Annotated in this window: 20 protein-coding genes; 18 read left to right on the forward strand and 2 right to left on the reverse strand. The window is 44.1% G+C overall.

Annotation, left to right across the window (positions count from 1 at the left end):
* The first annotated feature begins 2 nt into the window (after positions 1–2).
* The 7 genes from hisF (at position 3) to DQM55_RS04770 (ending at position 4,203) form a co-directional block, all read left to right on the forward strand.
* Positions 3–761 carry an imidazole glycerol phosphate synthase subunit HisF gene (gene hisF / locus DQM55_RS04740; RefSeq protein WP_111675639.1) on the forward strand — a complete coding sequence of 253 codons (759 nt, stop codon included), beginning with the start codon at positions 3–5 and terminating at the stop codon, positions 759–761.
* The gene (gene hisI, locus DQM55_RS04745; RefSeq protein ID WP_111675640.1) at positions 761–1,105 is read left to right on the forward strand and encodes a phosphoribosyl-AMP cyclohydrolase; all 345 of its coding nucleotides are present in this window, start codon (positions 761–763) and stop codon (positions 1,103–1,105) included. The genes hisF and hisI overlap by 1 nt, the downstream gene beginning before the upstream one ends.
* Before the next feature lie 126 nt (positions 1,106–1,231).
* Positions 1,232–1,546 (forward strand): phosphoribosyl-ATP diphosphatase, encoded by a 315-nt coding sequence (gene hisE / locus DQM55_RS04750; protein ID WP_111675641.1) that lies wholly within the window; start codon positions 1,232–1,234, stop codon positions 1,544–1,546.
* Between the two features lie 33 nt (positions 1,547–1,579).
* Entirely contained in the window at positions 1,580–2,329 is a 750-nt protein-coding gene (locus DQM55_RS04755) for a PHP domain-containing protein (protein WP_111675642.1), read from the forward strand.
* A gap of 11 nt (positions 2,330–2,340) precedes the next feature.
* On the forward strand, positions 2,341–2,811 hold the full coding sequence (locus DQM55_RS04760; RefSeq protein ID WP_111675643.1) for a GNAT family N-acetyltransferase: 471 nt from the start codon (positions 2,341–2,343) through the stop codon (positions 2,809–2,811).
* A 16-nt stretch (positions 2,812–2,827) separates the two neighbouring features.
* Positions 2,828–3,754 carry a helix-turn-helix transcriptional regulator gene (locus DQM55_RS04765; protein ID WP_111675644.1) on the forward strand — a complete coding sequence of 309 codons (927 nt, stop codon included), beginning with the start codon at positions 2,828–2,830 and terminating at the stop codon, positions 3,752–3,754.
* Positions 3,755–3,837: 83 nt separating this feature from the next.
* A complete protein-coding gene (locus DQM55_RS04770) occupies positions 3,838–4,203 on the forward strand; it encodes a nuclear transport factor 2 family protein (RefSeq protein ID WP_111675645.1) in 366 nt (121 codons plus the stop codon).
* A 49-nt stretch (positions 4,204–4,252) separates the two neighbouring features.
* On the opposite strand, the gene DQM55_RS04775 is transcribed toward DQM55_RS04770, so the two are convergent.
* A complete protein-coding gene (locus DQM55_RS04775; RefSeq protein WP_111675646.1) occupies positions 4,253–6,136 on the reverse strand; it encodes a DUF2207 domain-containing protein in 1,884 nt (627 codons plus the stop codon).
* Between the two features lie 226 nt (positions 6,137–6,362).
* On the opposite strand from DQM55_RS04775, the gene DQM55_RS11815 reads away from it, so the two are divergent.
* Positions 6,363–6,761 (forward strand): hypothetical protein, encoded by a 399-nt coding sequence (locus DQM55_RS11815; RefSeq protein ID WP_111675647.1) that lies wholly within the window; start codon positions 6,363–6,365, stop codon positions 6,759–6,761.
* Between the two features lie 86 nt (positions 6,762–6,847).
* Here DQM55_RS11815 and DQM55_RS04785 read toward each other — a convergent pair whose 3' ends face one another.
* Positions 6,848–7,018: a DUF3042 family protein gene (locus DQM55_RS04785; protein WP_002895160.1), complete on the reverse strand. Its 171-nt coding sequence runs from the start codon at positions 7,016–7,018 to the stop codon at positions 6,848–6,850.
* Between the two features lie 82 nt (positions 7,019–7,100).
* Between DQM55_RS04785 and miaA the strand changes: the two genes are divergently transcribed.
* The 10 genes from miaA to recJ all read left to right on the forward strand — a co-directional run bounded on the left by miaA (position 7,101) and on the right by recJ (position 16,388).
* The gene (gene miaA / locus DQM55_RS04790) at positions 7,101–7,985 is read left to right on the forward strand and encodes a tRNA (adenosine(37)-N6)-dimethylallyltransferase MiaA (RefSeq protein ID WP_111675648.1); all 885 of its coding nucleotides are present in this window, start codon (positions 7,101–7,103) and stop codon (positions 7,983–7,985) included.
* Positions 7,986–8,016: 31 nt separating this feature from the next.
* Positions 8,017–9,255, forward strand: a complete 1,239-nt coding sequence (gene hflX / locus DQM55_RS04795) for a GTPase HflX (protein ID WP_111675649.1) — start codon at positions 8,017–8,019, stop codon at positions 9,253–9,255.
* Entirely contained in the window at positions 9,248–9,871 is a 624-nt protein-coding gene (locus tag DQM55_RS04800; RefSeq protein WP_172454720.1) for a cystathionine beta-lyase, read from the forward strand. The genes hflX and DQM55_RS04800 overlap by 8 nt, the downstream gene beginning before the upstream one ends.
* 10 nt (positions 9,872–9,881) lie before the next feature.
* Entirely contained in the window at positions 9,882–10,811 is a 930-nt protein-coding gene (gene rnz / locus DQM55_RS04805) for a ribonuclease Z (protein ID WP_111675651.1), read from the forward strand.
* A complete protein-coding gene (locus DQM55_RS04810) occupies positions 10,808–11,563 on the forward strand; it encodes an SDR family NAD(P)-dependent oxidoreductase (RefSeq protein WP_111675652.1) in 756 nt (251 codons plus the stop codon). The genes rnz and DQM55_RS04810 overlap by 4 nt, the downstream gene beginning before the upstream one ends.
* Positions 11,564–11,569: 6 nt before the next feature.
* On the forward strand, positions 11,570–12,280 hold the full coding sequence (locus DQM55_RS04815) for a class I SAM-dependent methyltransferase (RefSeq protein ID WP_111675653.1): 711 nt from the start codon (positions 11,570–11,572) through the stop codon (positions 12,278–12,280).
* A gap of 54 nt (positions 12,281–12,334) precedes the next feature.
* Positions 12,335–12,790 (forward strand): hypothetical protein, encoded by a 456-nt coding sequence (locus DQM55_RS11820; RefSeq protein ID WP_231909451.1) that lies wholly within the window; start codon positions 12,335–12,337, stop codon positions 12,788–12,790.
* Entirely contained in the window at positions 12,783–13,379 is a 597-nt protein-coding gene (locus DQM55_RS11825; RefSeq protein ID WP_331813030.1) for a hypothetical protein, read from the forward strand. Before DQM55_RS11820 ends, DQM55_RS11825 begins: the two co-directional genes overlap by 8 nt.
* A gap of 93 nt (positions 13,380–13,472) precedes the next feature.
* Positions 13,473–14,063, forward strand: a complete 591-nt coding sequence (locus DQM55_RS04825) for an HD domain-containing protein (protein WP_111675654.1) — start codon at positions 13,473–13,475, stop codon at positions 14,061–14,063.
* 105 nt (positions 14,064–14,168) lie between these two features.
* A complete protein-coding gene (recJ, locus tag DQM55_RS04830; protein ID WP_111675655.1) occupies positions 14,169–16,388 on the forward strand; it encodes a single-stranded-DNA-specific exonuclease RecJ in 2,220 nt (739 codons plus the stop codon).
* Positions 16,389–16,427 lie beyond the last annotated feature (39 nt).

Raw genomic sequence — 16,427 nt, forward strand, 5'->3', positions numbered from 1 at the left:
TCATGCTGAAAAAACGAATCATTCCCTGTCTGGATGTCAAGGACGGCCGGGTGGTCAAGGGTATCAACTTTGTCAATCTGACTGATGTGGGAGATCCAGTTGATGCGGCCAAGGCTTACTATGAAGCAGGCTGCGATGAGTTGGTCTTTCTGGACATCACCGCCACCCATGAGGAGAGGGACACGACGGTCGAGATGGTCCGGCGCGTAGCGGAGCAGGTTTTCATTCCCTTTACCGTCGGGGGCGGCATTCGTACGGTTGAGGACATGAAGCGGATGCTGCAGGCTGGGGCGGATAAGGTTGCGGTTAATTCCTCAGCATTGGCAAATCCTCAGCTTTTAGCTGACTGCGCTGAGAAATTCGGCAGGCAATGCGTGGTGCTGGCCGTGGATGCTAAGAAAGAAGCGGATGGCAGCTGGCATGTCTATCTGGCTGGCGGCCGAAAGGACAGCGGTCGCGACCTGTTAGACTGGGTCCAAGAAGCTGTCAGTCTTGGAGCGGGGGAACTTCTTTTGACCAGTATGGACAAGGACGGTACCAAGTCTGGTTTTGACTTGCCAATGCTGGAAGCTGTCTCTCAAGTGGTTTCCGTTCCTATCATCGCCTCTGGTGGTGCTGGCAGTAGCCAGCATATCCTAGAAGTTTTTGAAAAGACTGCAGCGACAGGTGCCTTGGCAGCTTCAATTTTCCATTATGGTCAGGTCTCCATCTCAGATACCAAAAAAGCCATGCAGGAAGCTGGATTGGAGGTGCGCATCTGATGACAGAAGTAAAGTTAGATTTTCAAAAACAAGGCGGTCTCATACCTGCCATTATCTTAGACCACACCAGCAAAGAAGTCCTCATGTTAGCCTATCTCAATGAAGAAGCCTACCATCTGACCCGCACAAGCGGTCAGATGTGGTACTGGAGCCGGTCACGCCAGGAGCTTTGGCATAAGGGAGCCACCAGCAGCCACTACCAGACTGTCAAAAAAATCACAGCTGATTGCGACCTAGATACCCTGCTGATCGAGGTAGACCAGCTGGGAGCAGCCTGCCACACCGGTGCTAAATCCTGCTTTTTCCATACAATCTGGGATGAAGAAGACGGCAAAACTGACTAAAAGCTCCCTTACTTTAGTACTTGGTTAATGCAAGAATAAAACTAAGAGGTCAGTATCGAGCCTCCGGCCCGCCATTGGAAAGAATTGCTTTTTATAGTAAAATAAGGACAGTAACAAGGAGATACTATGCTAGAAAACCTCTATCAAGAAGCCCTCAAACGCAAAAAAGAGCCCAAGGAAGGCTCCTATACCAGCTATCTCTATGACAAGGGGCTGGACAAGATTCTCAAAAAAGTTGGTGAAGAAGCGACTGAAGTAGTCATTGCGGCCAAAAACGCTGATAAGAACGAGATGGCCAATGAGACAGCTGATCTGCTCTACCATCTGGCGGTCGCTCTCGTCGAGACCGGCGTCAGTCTGGAAGAGGTCGAGACCGTCCTCCAGGCCCGTCAGGGCAAGCAGAGCCGGATTCACGACCGACCTGAAATTGACCATTACTAAGCGGATATAAGATCTACAGAAAGGCGGTCTAGCATGCGCGACAACCATCTTCATACCTATTTTTCCTATGATTCTGAGGCGGATTTCTGTGACTATCTGGACCATTACGAGGGCGAGATTGTCACCACTGAGCACTACGATTTGTCCAATCCTTACCCTTACGAAGCTGCCTCGCCCCACGATGATGTGCCTGACTATGAGGCCTATTCAGCAAAAATAGCAGAGCTGAACCAGCAATATGGCAACCGCATCAAAAAGGGCATTGAAATTGGCTATTACGCTCCGCGTAAAGACGATATCCTAGCTTTCCTAGCGGACAAGGATTATGACCTCAAGCTCCTGTCTGTCCACCACAATGGCAGTTTTGACTATCTGGAAGATCCAGTCTTGCAGCTGGATAAGATGGAGCTGATTCCCCGCTACCTGAGAGAGTTAGAAGAGGCTATTGAGGCTGTGCAAGCAGATGTACTAGCTCACTTTGACTATGGTTTCCGAAAATTTGCGCTTACCGTAGAGGAGTTAAAAACTTTTGAACCAGAGCTGCGACAGCTTTTTCAAAAGATGATTGACCATGGTCTGGCCTTTGAGCTCAACTGCAAGTCCATGTATCTATATGGTCACGAGGAACTCTATATCTACGCTCTCTATCTAGTTAAGGAGCTGGGCGGTCAGCGCTTTTCAGTGGGATCAGACGGACACAAGTTGGAGCATTTCCGATTGCAGTTTGACCGAGTTGCCAAAATCTTAGCGGAGGCCGGCATAGGTGAAGAGCAGTTGATCTAGAAGGAGAAATCATGGCCGAGATCCGGCCCTTAAAACCAGAGGAAATCCCGCTCTTAGAGGAATTTCTTTACCAAGCTATTTTTATCCCCTCAGGTCTAGCGCCGCTTTCTAGAAGCATCCTGAAAGAGCCAGATTTAGAGATGTATATCAAGGACTTTGGTCAGCAGCCAGATGATTGGGCTTTAGCAGCAGAAGTGGACGGCCTGCTGGTCGGAGTAGTTTGGGTTCGGATCATGAAAGATTACGGCTATTTTGACGACCAGACACCCTCTCTATCCATTTCATTCCTGCCTGACTTCAGAGGGCAAGGACTAGGCCAGCAGTTGATGACGGCCATGCTGGACTTGCTCAAGGCCAAAGGCTACCCAAGTGTCTCCCTCTCCGTTTCCAAAGATAATCCCGCCGTTCGCTTTTATCAAAGACTGGGCTTTGTTACGGTTGAAGAGAGGGAAGATGACTATTTGATGCTGTGCCGATTGTAATAAGGAAAGAAAACTCATGAAATTAGAACGATTAATTTATATTCTGCTAGCCCTTTTGAATAAAAGACAGATAACAGCTAAAGAAATTGCTGAACGTTTTGAAATATCTACTCGTACCGTATATCGAGATATGGATACGCTCAGCTTAGCTGGAATCCCTATCTACTCAGAACGCGGAGATAAGGGTGGCTTTTATATACCAGATGACTACAAGATGGACAGCAGCTTTTTCACAGAAGAAGAAAAGCAGTTTATCATCAATATGAGCCAAAATGTCGGCAAAATCGTTGGTCGTCCAAGTTTTGGCAGCCTTGAGCATAAGTTTGCTTCTCAAGAGTCGACCGATAAGGTTAACCCTTTTTACTTCGATCTTACTTCCTGGTCTCTCAATACAAATTATTTACTTGAAATTGAGCAGGCTATACAAACTGGGAAGAAAATTTCCTTTTCTTATTTTTCTAAAAAACAAGAACAAAGCCGGAGAACGATTCTTCCTTATCGTCTGATTTTTAAGCTAAATGCTTGGTATGTTATCGGATATTGCTTAGACAAGTTAGATTTTCGTTTTTTCAAACTCAGCAGGATTCGTGATTTGCAGTTAGTAGAGGAGGCTGTCGACGTTGGAGATTATCCGCTTTTATCTCAAGAAAAGTTAGAGCTTTTTCTCAATCCATCCAAAGATAAAGTTGAGAGCAGTAAAGAAGAAATAGAGCTAATTTTTGAAGAATCTGCGCTTCCAAAAATTTATGACCATTTCACAGAAGAAGAAATCACTGTTGAGCAAACCAGAATAAAGGTCCATGCTTTCAGAGCATTAACACCGGCTTTTTTTGAATTGATTTTAAGTTTTGCTCATCAAGTAAAAGTAATATCGCCAAAAAAACTACAGGATAAATTAATTGATTCTCTTCAAAAAAATCTTCAGCAATATGACAGACTGTAGTCATATTGCTTTTTGTATAATCTTAAATGGCTTGAAGATCTCATTGTTTGAGTGCTTGCCTAAATTATTTTTGGAGGTTCCAAATGGATACAAGAAGATTAGCAGAAAGCTATTTTACCGCAGTCAATAAAGGTGGCTGGGAAGATTTCGTAGCTGAAAACTTTAATTATGGTATGTGCGACAGTCAGGAAATCAGGCGAGGTCGAGATGTTTATCTGCAAGGTGCAGGTCAATTCTATGCTTTGAACCAGCATCTTGAAGTGAAGAAGTTATTGGTAGAGGGACGAGAAGTAGCGGCTTTAAATCGCTATCGCCTGCAGTCGCCACACGGAAAGGAACTAGAATTGGATGTCGCAGAATTTTTAAAATTTGACGAATCAGACAAATTAATTGCATCCAACATTTACTTTGATACTCATCGTTTCCAAGAGTTTATGCAAGGGAAATAACTATGACAAAAGACCGCTCAAACAGCGGCCTTTTGTATTATAGTTTATGTTAGAAGGAGCCTCCGCCTCCTCCGCCCCCACCACCTGAGAAGCCACCTGAAATACCAGATGACAAGCTGAAGTAGCTACTTGAGCTGGGAGGATTCAATGAAATATCAACATTGCTAAAGCCTGTAGCAAAACCTGTAGATATATTACTGAAGAAGAAACTTTCAAGATTTGTTTCTTTTAATTGAATGTCTCTTCCTTTTAATGTTTGACTGACTTTTTCCGCATAGCCAAAAAGAGTCGCATATACTAGAATTCGATTCCAGAGAATGATTCCCTCTACCTCAGTTTGACTAAGATGAGAAATATCGCGCAGCATGTTGGAGAAGCTCTGCCATTCAATTACTTCTTCTCTAAATTCCTTTTTTAGGTATCTATCTGCCATTCGATTCAATTTTATTTGAGCTGCTTTCCCAAGGAACCACGCGACAAATAGAAGCAAAGGATAAATGTAGGAATATGAGTAATCAAACTGTCCGGTAGTAAAAGGATTATAAAAAAGAGAACCTAAAGAGAGAATAATAATACCAATATAATAGGAAATATAAGCTAATGAAACAGGTCTTTCTTCTTTTTTGCTTATTTTACGGTATCGTATAGGGAGATTTAAATCGACTCTTTCTTGACGGACATAGTTCGCAACAGTACGTAGAGCCTCTTGAAATTTCTGTCGTGTAGAAGACTTGGAGCTTTGTTGGTAATCTGGGAACATCGTATCAGGAGTAACTTTATCCTTATCGCCAAAGACCATTTCCAACAGTTTTATCTCGTAGCGACTTAGGTTATCTAAGTGAACAATTTCCAGTTTCTCTCCTGATCTTCCAATGCGAAATTTTATATTTCCTCTGTCAATCAGATCCATTAAAGTAGCCTGTACTAAACTAGAAAAGCTAGGAGTTCCTGTTTTTCTAGTATGAGCAAGAGATTTTTCAATTGATATATTATAGATATTGTATGCAAGTTGCAGAGGAGTAAGATTCTGAGGCGGTTCATAGAGTCGCGTATTTTTAGGAAGCTTGTTTAGATAATAAAATCTTAGTAAATAGTAAAGAAAGCAAGCCAGACTTATAATCAGAAACGAGAGAGCAATGACTGGACCTAGTACATAAATTATAAAGCTATGTTGCTTCTGTTTTTGTTCAATTTCTTTTTCCTTCTCTTCAAATTGCTTGCGGTGGGTTGAAGGGATAATACTGGCAGTATCAATATCTGTAAATATACTCTTGTCCCAAGCGCCGTGCAATTCAAGTTTTGTTCCTTTTGTGAGATTATTTGACCTAACCGCCAGAATCTGATTTAATTTTTCTACCTTTGGTTGGTTTTTATTGAAGCCTGTATGGGCGAAAAGCTGAGCACTAGTATCGAAACGATCCGTAGAAACAGAAAAATATAATCGTCGAATATCCGCATCCCAATCAGAAATAGGTATCCAATTCAGCTCAGCTATATCTTGATACACCCAAAGCATGTTTTGTAATTTCCAAGTTATAGTGATAATGACTTGATCACCAGATTTACCAGAATTATAGATTGTAATCTTTTTTCCGTCTTTTACAGCCTCTTCTTTTATCTTTTGTGGTGATTTTTCCTGTCCATTGGTGATAATATCTATCTTAGGATTGTCTTCGATTTGAAAGCCTTTAGGCATCTTGCCAGCCTGGCCCAGCGTGATATATTGGCCGTTATAGGAACTGTCGTATTCAAAAGTTACTTCCTCTGTAAAAGTGGCTGTATTATCGCTATGCAGCTCTAGCTGTCCTACATAGGATGTAATCCTGCTCTCGACATCGTCAGCCAATATGTGACGAGGAACAAAGATGCAAAATAATGAAGTAAGAAGTGCTAGGCTAAGCAGTAGTCTGTTAAAACTGTAGGTGTTTTTCATAAACCTTCCTTTCGATAATGACTTATTATAACACGTTTCTAAAGCTCTGTCTTAATCTATTTTTCAGTAACCAATAACTTCTACAATGCTTTATCGTATTATTTGTAAGTTTTCTTGCCAAGTGGTAAAATAAAGCCGAAATAAAATATGTTCTCCTAGAGCAATCTAATCGATTAGGAACAATTAATTTGACTGTTCTTCGTAGTAATATAAAGGAGTTGATTTTATGACTAATACTAGGCGAGCAGTGCTAGCACTGAGCTTGGGTGTTTTGTTATTGCTAGCAGTGGGAATTCTACTACAGGTTCATTTTTGGAGAATGATCTTTTTGCTAGGTCTATTCTTTTTTGCTGAAGTATTTATCATCTGGTACTCGGGAAGTAAGTCTAAGTCGCAGATTAATGGCAGGCAAAGCCTTGACCTCTTCTGGCTTTATATCAAACGCTTGAAAATCTTTTATGTCACAATTGTGTGTCTCGCAATTCCTTTCGTTTCTCTGTCTTCCAATCCTGCTTTCGATTTGTTTTTTGTGCTTGAGTTGTTAGTATTCTTGCTCTTAAGCAATTATATCTTTAGCTCTCAGGGCATTCAACCGCCCAAGAAAGAGAGGGCTCTTAGAGTATAATAGCTTTGTTTGCAGCAGTCAATTTGATTGCTGTTTTTTCAAAAAAAGCCTGGATTTTTCCAGGCTTTTTAGTGAAATGTGCAGGCTTAGTGTGCTACACGTTTGCGAGCTGCTTTTTTACGGTTTTCTTCGATGAAAGCCGCTTTTTGTTCTTCAGGTTCGATGACTTTTTTCTTAACTGCATATACTGCGCCTGCCACAGCAGCAACAGTAGCTGCAACTCCTGTAAGAACGCCTTTTCCAAATCCTTTAGCCATGTGATTTCTCCTTTTCTGAACTTTTATTATTTATGTTATAATTAATAGTAACGAAAAATCAAAATTTTTTCAAGGAAAAAAGATGAAAACCAAGATAATTGTGATAGTGGGGCCTACGGCGGTCGGAAAAACGGCTCTGAGTATCGAGGTAGCCAAGCGATTCAATGGCCAAATCATCAGCGGTGACAGTCAGCAGGTCTATCGTGGCTTAGATATTGGCACGGCTAAGATTCGTCCGGAGGAGCAAGAGGGCATTCCCCATCATCTGCTGGATGTGCGGAAGGTTGGAGAAAGCTACTCAGCCTATGATTTTGTGACTGAGGCAGCTCAGGCTATTCGTGAGATTGCGGCTCAAGGTCAGCTTCCCATCATTTGCGGTGGCACAGGGCTCTATATCCAGAGCTTGCTTGAGGGCTACCATCTGGGCGGCACTGTCCCTCACGAGGAGATTCTGACCTATCGGGCGCAGCTGGACAGTTGGTCAGATGAAGCTTTGTTTAGGAAAATAGCAGAGCTGGGTATCGAGATTCCACAGATAAATAGACGTAGGGCTATGAGAGCGCTGGAGATTGTCCATCTGGGAGGTTCGCTAGAAAACAGTCAGCCAGATTATGAAGCCTTGCTGATTTGTCTAGATGATGAGCGGGAGCGGCTTTATGAGCGAATTAATCAGCGAGTAGATCTGATGATAGAAGCTGGACTTTTAGAAGAAGCCCGTTGGCTGTTTGAGAAAGCTCCGACCAGTCAAGCCAGCAAGGGTATCGGCTACAAGGAACTTTTCCCCTACTTTGAAGGGCAGATGAGCCTTGAAGAGGCCGTGGACAAGCTCAAGCAGAATACCCGCCGTTTTGCCAAGCGACAGCTGACTTGGTTTCGCAACCGGATGTCCGTGACCTTTTATCAGGTGGGAAATCCAGACTATAAAAATCAGGTTATGGAGGACATCAGGAAGTTTTTGGACAAGTAGCTGGCTGACCAAGTCTTAGTAAGGATATGAGATGATAGAAACAGAGAAAAAAACAGAGCGAGTCTTTCTGGTCGGTGTGGAACTAGCAGACACGGAGAATTTTGACCTATCTATGGAGGAGCTGCAAAGTCTGGCTAAGACTGCAGGGGCTGAGGTAGTCGGCTCCTATAGCCAGAAGCGGGAAAAGTATGACAGCAAGACCTTTGTCGGTTCTGGTAAGTTAGAAGAAATCCGGCAGATGGTTGATGCCGAAGAGATTTCGACCGTCATCGTCAATAACCGTCTGACACCTCGCCAAAATGTCAATCTGGAGGAAAGCTTGGGCGTTAAGGTCATTGATCGCATGCAGCTGATTTTAGATATTTTTGCCATGAGGGCTAGGAGTCATGAGGGCAAACTTCAGGTGCACCTGGCCCAACTCAAGTACCTGCTGCCTCGCTTGGTTGGGCAGGGTATTATGCTCAGCCGTCAAGCTGGTGGAATCGGCTCCCGTGGTCCTGGTGAAAGCCAGCTGGAGCTCAATCGACGCAGTGTACGCAATCAGATTCATGATATTGAGCGCCAGCTCAAGGCAGTGGAGAAAAATCGGGCGACCGTTCGTGAAAAACGGTTGGAATCCAGTATTTTCAAAATCGGCCTCATCGGTTATACCAATGCTGGCAAGTCTACGATCATGAACTGCTTGACTGGTAAGAGTCAGTATGAGGCTGACGAACTCTTTGCGACGCTAGACGCCACGACCAAGAACATCAACCTAAGTGGCCAGCTCAATGTCACTCTGACAGACACAGTTGGCTTCATTCAGGATTTGCCGACGGAGCTGGTGTCAAGCTTTAAGTCTACTCTAGAGGAGAGTAAAAATGTTGATTTGCTGGTCCATGTTATTGATGCTAGTGATCCACACCATGAGGAACACGAAAAGACTGTCCTCGACATTATGAAAGAGCTGGACATGCTGGATATTCCTCGGCTGACACTCTATAACAAAGCGGACAAGGCTGAGGATTTTACTCCGACCCTGACTCCATATTTTTTGATTTCAGCTAAAGCGGATAATAGCAGAGCTGTTTTACAGCAAGTCCTGCTGGAGCGGATGAAAGAGTTATTTTTGCCTTTTACCATCAAGGTAGCGCCGGCTAAAGCATACAAGATTCATGATTTAGAGAAAGTCGCGATTATGGGGAATCGAGAATATATAGACGATATCGAAACCATTTCAGGTTGGATTGCCGAGAAAAACAAATGGAAACTGGAAGAATTTTATGACTGATTATATTGACCTGGCTCTGAAATACGGCGGTTTTACTAGCCTAGACAGGGTCTACTTAGAGCAAGTATTGGCTGGCCTGACAGAGGAGCAGAAGCTGAGCTTCATCACACCGCCGCCTAGCGTTATCAATGCTTACTTTGCTGAGCTTTATCAAAAGAAAAGTCCGGAAGCCGCGACAGCCTATTTTTTAGAAATCAGTCAGGCGCTGGACTTGTGGAATGCGGAGCCTAGCTTTGTAGAAAGCAAGCCTTTTGTCCGGCTCAATCTTTCTGGCAAGTCCTACGGCTTTTGCTATGAGAGTGAGGAAGTCGGCTTGGTCTTTCCTGAAAAGCCAGAGCCGGTAACAGCTGACCTGCTCTTTGAAATCGCCCAAGTCTTTCCACAGTACTTGGTCTACGAAGAAGCTGGGCGAATAAAAATGGTACCTCTCAAAGCTGAATCTCAAGTCGTGGATAGTCAGGCGCTGACTGCTTTGACCGATTGGCAGCAGCTAGCGGATGGCTGCCAGAGAGTTCTGGGCTACAATCAAGATGAAGTCAGTCAGCTGGCTCAGTCCTATGCTGGCAAAAAATACTATCACTCGCAGAATCGCTCTGCCATGATTTATATCATTTAGAAAGAAAAACATGCAATTACAATTTTTAGGAACCGGAGCCGGTCAGCCATCCAAGGCTCGCAATGTGTCCAGCCTTGTCCTCAAGCTTTTGGAGGAAATCAATGAGGTCTGGATGTTTGACTGCGGTGAAGGTACCCAGCACCAGATTTTGGAGACGACGATTAAACCGCGCAAAATCAGCAAGATTTTCATCACGCATCTGCATGGCGACCATATTTTCGGCTTGCCGGGCTTTTTGTCCAGTCGTTCTTTTCAGGCTAATGAAAAGCAAACGGACTTGGAAATTTATGGTCCCAAAGGCATTAAGAACTTTGTCCTGTCTAGTCTGCGCGTGTCTGGTTCACGTCTGCCTTATCGGATTGATTTTCATGAGTTTGATGAAAATAGTCTGGGCAAGATTTTGGAAACAGACAAGTTCACTGTTTATGCGGATAAGCTGGATCACACGATTTTCTGTGTGGGTTATCGGGTGATGCAGAAAGATTTGGAAGGAACGCTAGATGCAGACAAACTACGGGCAGCGGGCGTACCTTTTGGTCCCCTCTTTGGCAAGGTCAAGAACGGTCAGGATATCGTCCTAGAAGATGGGACCAAAATTATTGCAGCAGACTATATCTCAGCTCCTCGTCCGGGCAAGACCATTGCTATTCTGGGTGATACTCGGAAGACATCTGCTAGCGTCCGCTTGGCTGTGGCAGCAGATGTGCTGGTCCATGAAGCGACCTATGGCAAGGGAGATGAAAAATTGGCCCGTAATCACGGTCACTCTACCAATATGCAAGCCGCAGAAGTAGCTAAGGAGGCCGGCGCTAAGCGCCTCCTCCTCAACCATATCAGTGCTCGCTTTCTAGCCAAGGACATCAGCCAAATGCGGCGCGATGCCAGTACTGTCTTTGAAAAGGTTCATGTGGTCAAGGACTTGGAAGAGGTGGAGATATGAGAACCATCATCATCACTGGGGCTAGCGGTGGGCTGGCTCAGGAAATGGTTAAGCTCTTGCCCCATGACCGACTGATTTTGGTCGGACGGAGCAAGGCTAAGCTGGAAAAACTATATGGAGAAAGGGAAAATATTGACCTAGTTGAGCTAGATATCACAGATAGCTCAGCTTTGGAAAGATTTGCTGAACGGATTGACAGCCAGTATGGCCACGTAGATGTCCTAGTCAATAACGCTGGCTATGGAATTTTTGAAGAATTTGACAAAATCAGCTCCAGTGATATCGAGGCCATGTTTGAAGTCAATACCTTTGCCCTGATGAACCTGTCCCGGATCTTTGGAGCTCGCATGAAGCAGGCAGGTCAAGGACATATCGTTAATATCGTTAGCATGGCTGGCCTCATTGCAAGCAGCAAGTCAAGTCTGTATTCGGCGACTAAGTTTGCAGCTATTGGTTTTTCAAATGCTATGCGTTTGGAACTCCTGCCTTTTGGTGTTTATGTCACGACGGTGAACCCAGGTCCTATCAAAACTTCCTTTTTCGATCAAGCAGATCCTGACGGTTCCTATGTAAAAGCAGTCGACAAGTATATCCTTGAGCCTGACTTTGTAGCGAGCAAAATTGTCAGTTCCTTTGGTAAAAAGAAGCGGGAAATTAATCTACCTGGGATTCTCAATCTAGCTCACAAGCTTTATACCCTTTTTCCAAGAATTGCCGACAAGATAGCAGCCAATATGTTTAACTATAAGTGAGGTTTTATGACAGCTAATCTACAAGCTTACAAAGCTCATCTGCAGGCGCCTTGGGGCAAGCTTCAGTATGATATTGTTTTTGCCTTTCTAGAGTCACTGAAGGACAAGAAAATCCTGGATTTCGGCAGTGGTTTTGGAATTGTGGCTGATTTTCTAGCGGAAAAAAACCAAGTGACCGCCATCGAGCCGAACTCAGAAATGATTGCTGAGCGCAAGCAGAACTTTTCCTATGAGCAATTGCAAGGCAGCTTGAACCTTCTGAAAAATCTGCCTGACCAGTCTTTTGATGTCATCATCTGTCATAATGTCTTAGAGTATGTATCTGATCCTGCTCTTTATTTAGCAGAATTTTCCCGTCTCTTAAAAAAGGACGGCAAAATTTCTCTGGTTAAGCATCACGAGGTTGGACGAGTTATGCATACGGTGGTTTTTGAAAATGACCCAGAAAAGGCCCAGCAGCTTTTGGCGGGTGAGGCATATCAAACCCACAGCATGGGGGCTGCTAAGGTCTATCAGATCCAAGATGTGATTTCAGGTCTTCCATTAGAAGTTGAGGATTATCAAGGAGTACGAATTTTTTATGGGCTGCAATCCAATGACTACAAAACTGCCCCTGATTGGGCTGAAAAGATGCTTGAGATGGAGCTGGTTGTCTGCAACCAATCTCCTTATCGGGACATCGCTGCATTTCAGCATGTTTGGCTAGTCAAGTCCTAGGTCAAAGGAAAAAGTGTTCATTTACATCTTAAACAAACCTCGTAAGGAGAAATCTTGATACAAAGGAGAGAAGTCGTAGGGTCAGGGCAGACAGTCAATTATGCCCTGCTCAGCCTTTTTCAATATATCGCTTCCCTTTTGGTAATTCTGGTTCACTGTCAGAGGCTTTTTGAACATGAAACCCTGCATTTTGTTCAAAAGAGTATGTTTGGTCGCATGGCAGTGCCGTTCTTTTTAATTTCCTCAGCCTATTTTTTCCGAGTACGCTGGAAGCGAGAGCACGGTTCTACGAAACTGACTCTGTATATTAAAGGCATTTTAAAGGTCTATTGCTTTTGGAGTCTGGTCTATCTTCCCTATGCTTTGACTTACTTCCAATCTCTGCACTGGCCTCTCTACCTAGCTCCGCTGGCTATTCTAGCAGCGCTCTTCTACATCGGAATGAGTTACCAGCTCTTGGTATATCCCCGCCTTTCTCTTAGGCTTGCTGCTGGTCCATTTTTTGTATAGGAAGTTGGGTCCCAAGAAAACATTTGCCCTTTTGTTAATTCTCTACACCTTAGGTGCTATTGAGACATATCACGCCTACCTGTCGCCTAGTCTGCTGACGGACTGGTACGATGTCTATGCCAAGCTCTTTTTCACTAGCAGGAATGGCCTCTTCTATACGCCCATTTTTATCTATTTAGGCTACTTTCTAGCTGATTACGGGCAGATAGCCTTATTTCAGAAAAAACGCTGGCTGTCTCTTCTGTTGGCAAGTCTTTTCCTAGTAGGCGAAGGAGTGCTGGTTTACATGAGGCAGGGACTGGATAAAAACTTTTTCTTTGCTCTCATTCCCTTTACGCTCTTCTTATTCAATTGGCTGTTAAAAACTCAGTGGAAGCGCGAAAAAAACTGGCGACATTTAAAAGACCTAAGTATCCTTTATTTCTTCCTCCATCCTATCTTTATTGAGTTATCTTTCTTTTTGCTCAAATCCCAGCAGCTGACCAAGTGGGAAAATGGCCATTGGGCCTTCCTTCTGACGATTATCCTGACCCACCTGACTTCAGAATTGGTAATTCGATGGCGAGGGAAAAAAACAGAAAAGAAGTGAAAGTTTAGTTTTTGAAGAAAATCATATAGAGTGTTAAGAGCAACTATCAATTTTGAATAGAATTAACTATAAAACATTTCAAAGGAGTTCCACATGCTTGAACGTCTACAGCAGCAGCTGGCTTTTACCAATGAGCTGGAAAAGCTGAAAGCCACTCATCGCAACAATCGTACCTTGGATGCCTATCGTTTTGAGAATTCTGCAGAGCATAGTTGGCAGGGGGCGCTCATGGCGCTAGTCTTTCAAGAATATATTCCCGAAGAAGTCAATCTGGAAAAGGTCATGTCTATATTACTAATTCATGATTTGGGAGAAATTTATGCTGGCGATACCTTTATCTTTGACGATGTAGGCAAGAGCGATTCTTACGATAGAGAGTTGGAGTCCTTGAAAATCAGTTTGGACAAGCTACCATCAGATCAGCAGGAATCCTTTTTAGGGCTCTGGCAGGAATTTGAAACCGGCATTAGCATAGAGGCTAAATATGCCCGAGTGCTGGATGCTCTGGTTCCCCTTCTCAATCACTTGGAAGTTGCTCAGCCCCATGACAACCCTCATGGCCTGACCAAGTCGCAGGTCATCGCTAAGAAATCCTTTATCCAAGAGACCTCTGAAAGTCTTTGGGAATTAGCCCAGGAAGTTATTGACCAAAGTGTTGCTAAGGGACTTTACCTGGATGAATGAGGCTTAGGAACTTGCTCGCAGATAGAAAGTTTGAGACTGGTTGAACCAGTCTTTTCATGTTATAATATTCAGACAAGATTGAACGGAGAAAGTGTTTCACTTATCATGATTAGCTCAAAATATGACTGGCAGTTTGCCACTAATTTTACAGACGAAAAATTTATAAAAAAGGCTAAGAAAGCTGGATTAGAACATGCCGCTGCCAGTCTCCTTTACCAAAGGGGTGTGCAGACTGAAGAAGCTCTGCAGGAATTTTTGGAGCCTAGTTTAGACCAGCTTCACGACCCTTATGATCTGCATGATATGGATCGGGCAGTGGAGCGGATTCGCACAGCGATTGAGAATTATGAGCAGATTTTGATCTATGGCGATTATGATGCTGATGGGATGACCTCGGCATCAATTGTCAAGGAAGCCTTGGAGCAGTTGGGGGCTGAGTGTCAGGTCTATCTGCCCAATCGTTTTACGGACGGCTATGGTCCTAATAGCAGTGTTTACAAGTATTTTATTGAAAATCAAGGCATCTCGCTCATTATTACAGTAGATAATGGTGTTGCGGGACTTGAAGCTATCGATCTAGCCCAGTCTCTGGGCGTGGATGTTATCGTGACGGATCACCACTCCATGCCTGAGGAGCTGCCAAACGCTTATGCGATTGTCCATCCGGAACATAGCGGAGCGGATTACCCTTTCAAGCATCTGGCTGGCTGTGGGGTGGCTTTTAAGCTAGCAACAGCCTTGTTGGAAGAAGTCCAAGTCGAACTTTTGGACTTAGTGGCCATTGGGACCATCGCTGATATGGTCAGTCTGACGGAGGAAAATCGGATTCTGGTTAAATATGGCCTTTCTGTTCTCAAAAATACCCAGCGAGTAGGTCTTCAGGAACTCTTCAAAATAGCTGGTATTCAGCCTGATGAACTGGATGAAGAAACGGTTGGCTTTCAGCTTGCCCCCCGACTCAATGCCTTGGGACGATTGGATGACCCCAATCCAGCGGTTGAGCTTTTGACTGGCTTTGATGATGAAGAAGCTCGTGACATTGCACTTATGATCAACCAGAAAAATGACGAGCGCAAGGAAATTGTCCAGCAGATTTATGAAGAAGCGCAAACCATGCTGGACCCTAAGAGACCAGTGCAGGTGTTGGCCAAGGAAGGTTGGAACCCTGGTGTGCTAGGGATTGTCGCTGGGCGCTTGCTGGAAGAGCTGCACCAGCCAGTCATAGTGCTTAATATTGAGGATGGAATCGCTAAGGGCAGCGCCCGCAGTATTGAAGCGGTCAATATCTTTGAGGCCTTGGACAGCCACCGTGACCTCTTTGTAGCCTTTGGTGGGCATGCTGGAGCGGCTGGAATGACCCTTGAAGCAGACAAACTAGCAGAGCTATCTGATATCCTGACAGCCTACATCTTAGACAATGATTTAGATTTGACTGGCAAAACAGTCCTGTATTTGGACGAGGAGCTGCACCTGCCAGAACTGACCCTGGATACACTCAAAAGCTTTGAAAAACTGGCGCCTTTTGGTATGGATAATAAGAAGCCGCTTTTTTACCTCAAGGATTTTAAAGTGGACAATACTCGGACTATGGGAGCTGGCAATAGCCATCTCAAGCTAAAAATTTCTCAGGGAGATGCTACTTTTGAAGTAGTAGCTTTTGGGCAAGGAAGCCTGGCGACAGAGTTTGCCCAAACCAAGAATCTGGAGCTGGCTGTCAGCCTCTCTGTCAATAAATGGAATGGACAGACTAGTCTCCAGCTCATGCTGGTAGATGCTCGTGTGGACGGCGTTCAGCTTTTCAATATCCGCAGCAAAAATGCGACGCTGCCTGACAAGGTTCCAGTCTTGCGTTTCACAGAAGAGCTGCCAGATTTGACAAATAGCAGAGCGGTTGTGGTTTATGACCTGCCTGATGATTTGCAGGTTTTGAAGAAGATTCTTCAGTCTCAGGATTTTGAAGCGATTTACTTTAAAAATGAGATTGCCAAGCCTTATTATCTGACTGGTTATGGCAACCGTGAGCAGTTTGCCAAACTCTACAAGACAATCTATCAGTTCCCCGAGTTTGATGTTCGCTATAAGCTAAAGGATCTGGCAGCTTATCTGAAAATTGATCCTATTCTCTTGATCAAAATGATTCAGATTTTTGAAGAACTTGGCTTTGTCAGCATCACCGAAGGAGTCATGACGGTCAATAAGGAAGCTGAAAAGAAAGAAATTGACAGCAGTCACATTTACCAAGACCTCAAGCGCTTAGTCAAAGAGCAAGAACTCATGGCACTGGGCACTGTGCAGGAGATTTATGATTATTTGATGGAGAGATGAGATGGTATAAGACTGAGCCAAAGTCTTGCAAAGGAGAAC

Origin of the sequence: Streptococcus sanguinis (assembly GCF_900475275.1) — a bacterium.
Lineage (GTDB): Bacteria > Bacillota > Bacilli > Lactobacillales > Streptococcaceae > Streptococcus > Streptococcus sanguinis_N.

Excerpts from the sequence above, each read along its gene's own strand:
- hisF (WP_111675639.1), top strand. The coding sequence starts at position 3 with ATGCTGAAAAAACGAATCATTCCCTGTCTGGATGTCAAGGACGGCCGG.
- hisI (WP_111675640.1), top strand. The coding sequence starts at position 761 with ATGACAGAAGTAAAGTTAGATTTTCAAAAACAAGGCGGTCTCATACCT.
- hisE (WP_111675641.1), top strand. The coding sequence starts at position 1,232 with ATGCTAGAAAACCTCTATCAAGAAGCCCTCAAACGCAAAAAAGAGCCC.
- DQM55_RS04755 (WP_111675642.1), top strand. The coding sequence starts at position 1,580 with ATGCGCGACAACCATCTTCATACCTATTTTTCCTATGATTCTGAGGCG.
- DQM55_RS04760 (WP_111675643.1), top strand. The coding sequence starts at position 2,341 with ATGGCCGAGATCCGGCCCTTAAAACCAGAGGAAATCCCGCTCTTAGAG.
- DQM55_RS04765 (WP_111675644.1), top strand. The coding sequence starts at position 2,828 with ATGAAATTAGAACGATTAATTTATATTCTGCTAGCCCTTTTGAATAAA.
- DQM55_RS04770 (WP_111675645.1), top strand. The coding sequence starts at position 3,838 with ATGGATACAAGAAGATTAGCAGAAAGCTATTTTACCGCAGTCAATAAA.
- DQM55_RS04775 (WP_111675646.1), bottom strand. The coding sequence starts at position 6,136 with ATGAAAAACACCTACAGTTTTAACAGACTACTGCTTAGCCTAGCACTT.
- DQM55_RS11815 (WP_111675647.1), top strand. The coding sequence starts at position 6,363 with ATGACTAATACTAGGCGAGCAGTGCTAGCACTGAGCTTGGGTGTTTTG.
- DQM55_RS04785 (WP_002895160.1), bottom strand. The coding sequence starts at position 7,018 with ATGGCTAAAGGATTTGGAAAAGGCGTTCTTACAGGAGTTGCAGCTACT.
- miaA (WP_111675648.1), top strand. The coding sequence starts at position 7,101 with ATGAAAACCAAGATAATTGTGATAGTGGGGCCTACGGCGGTCGGAAAA.
- hflX (WP_111675649.1), top strand. The coding sequence starts at position 8,017 with ATGATAGAAACAGAGAAAAAAACAGAGCGAGTCTTTCTGGTCGGTGTG.
- DQM55_RS04800 (WP_172454720.1), top strand. The coding sequence starts at position 9,248 with ATGACTGATTATATTGACCTGGCTCTGAAATACGGCGGTTTTACTAGC.
- rnz (WP_111675651.1), top strand. The coding sequence starts at position 9,882 with ATGCAATTACAATTTTTAGGAACCGGAGCCGGTCAGCCATCCAAGGCT.
- DQM55_RS04810 (WP_111675652.1), top strand. The coding sequence starts at position 10,808 with ATGAGAACCATCATCATCACTGGGGCTAGCGGTGGGCTGGCTCAGGAA.
- DQM55_RS04815 (WP_111675653.1), top strand. The coding sequence starts at position 11,570 with ATGACAGCTAATCTACAAGCTTACAAAGCTCATCTGCAGGCGCCTTGG.
- DQM55_RS04825 (WP_111675654.1), top strand. The coding sequence starts at position 13,473 with ATGCTTGAACGTCTACAGCAGCAGCTGGCTTTTACCAATGAGCTGGAA.
- recJ (WP_111675655.1), top strand. The coding sequence starts at position 14,169 with ATGATTAGCTCAAAATATGACTGGCAGTTTGCCACTAATTTTACAGAC.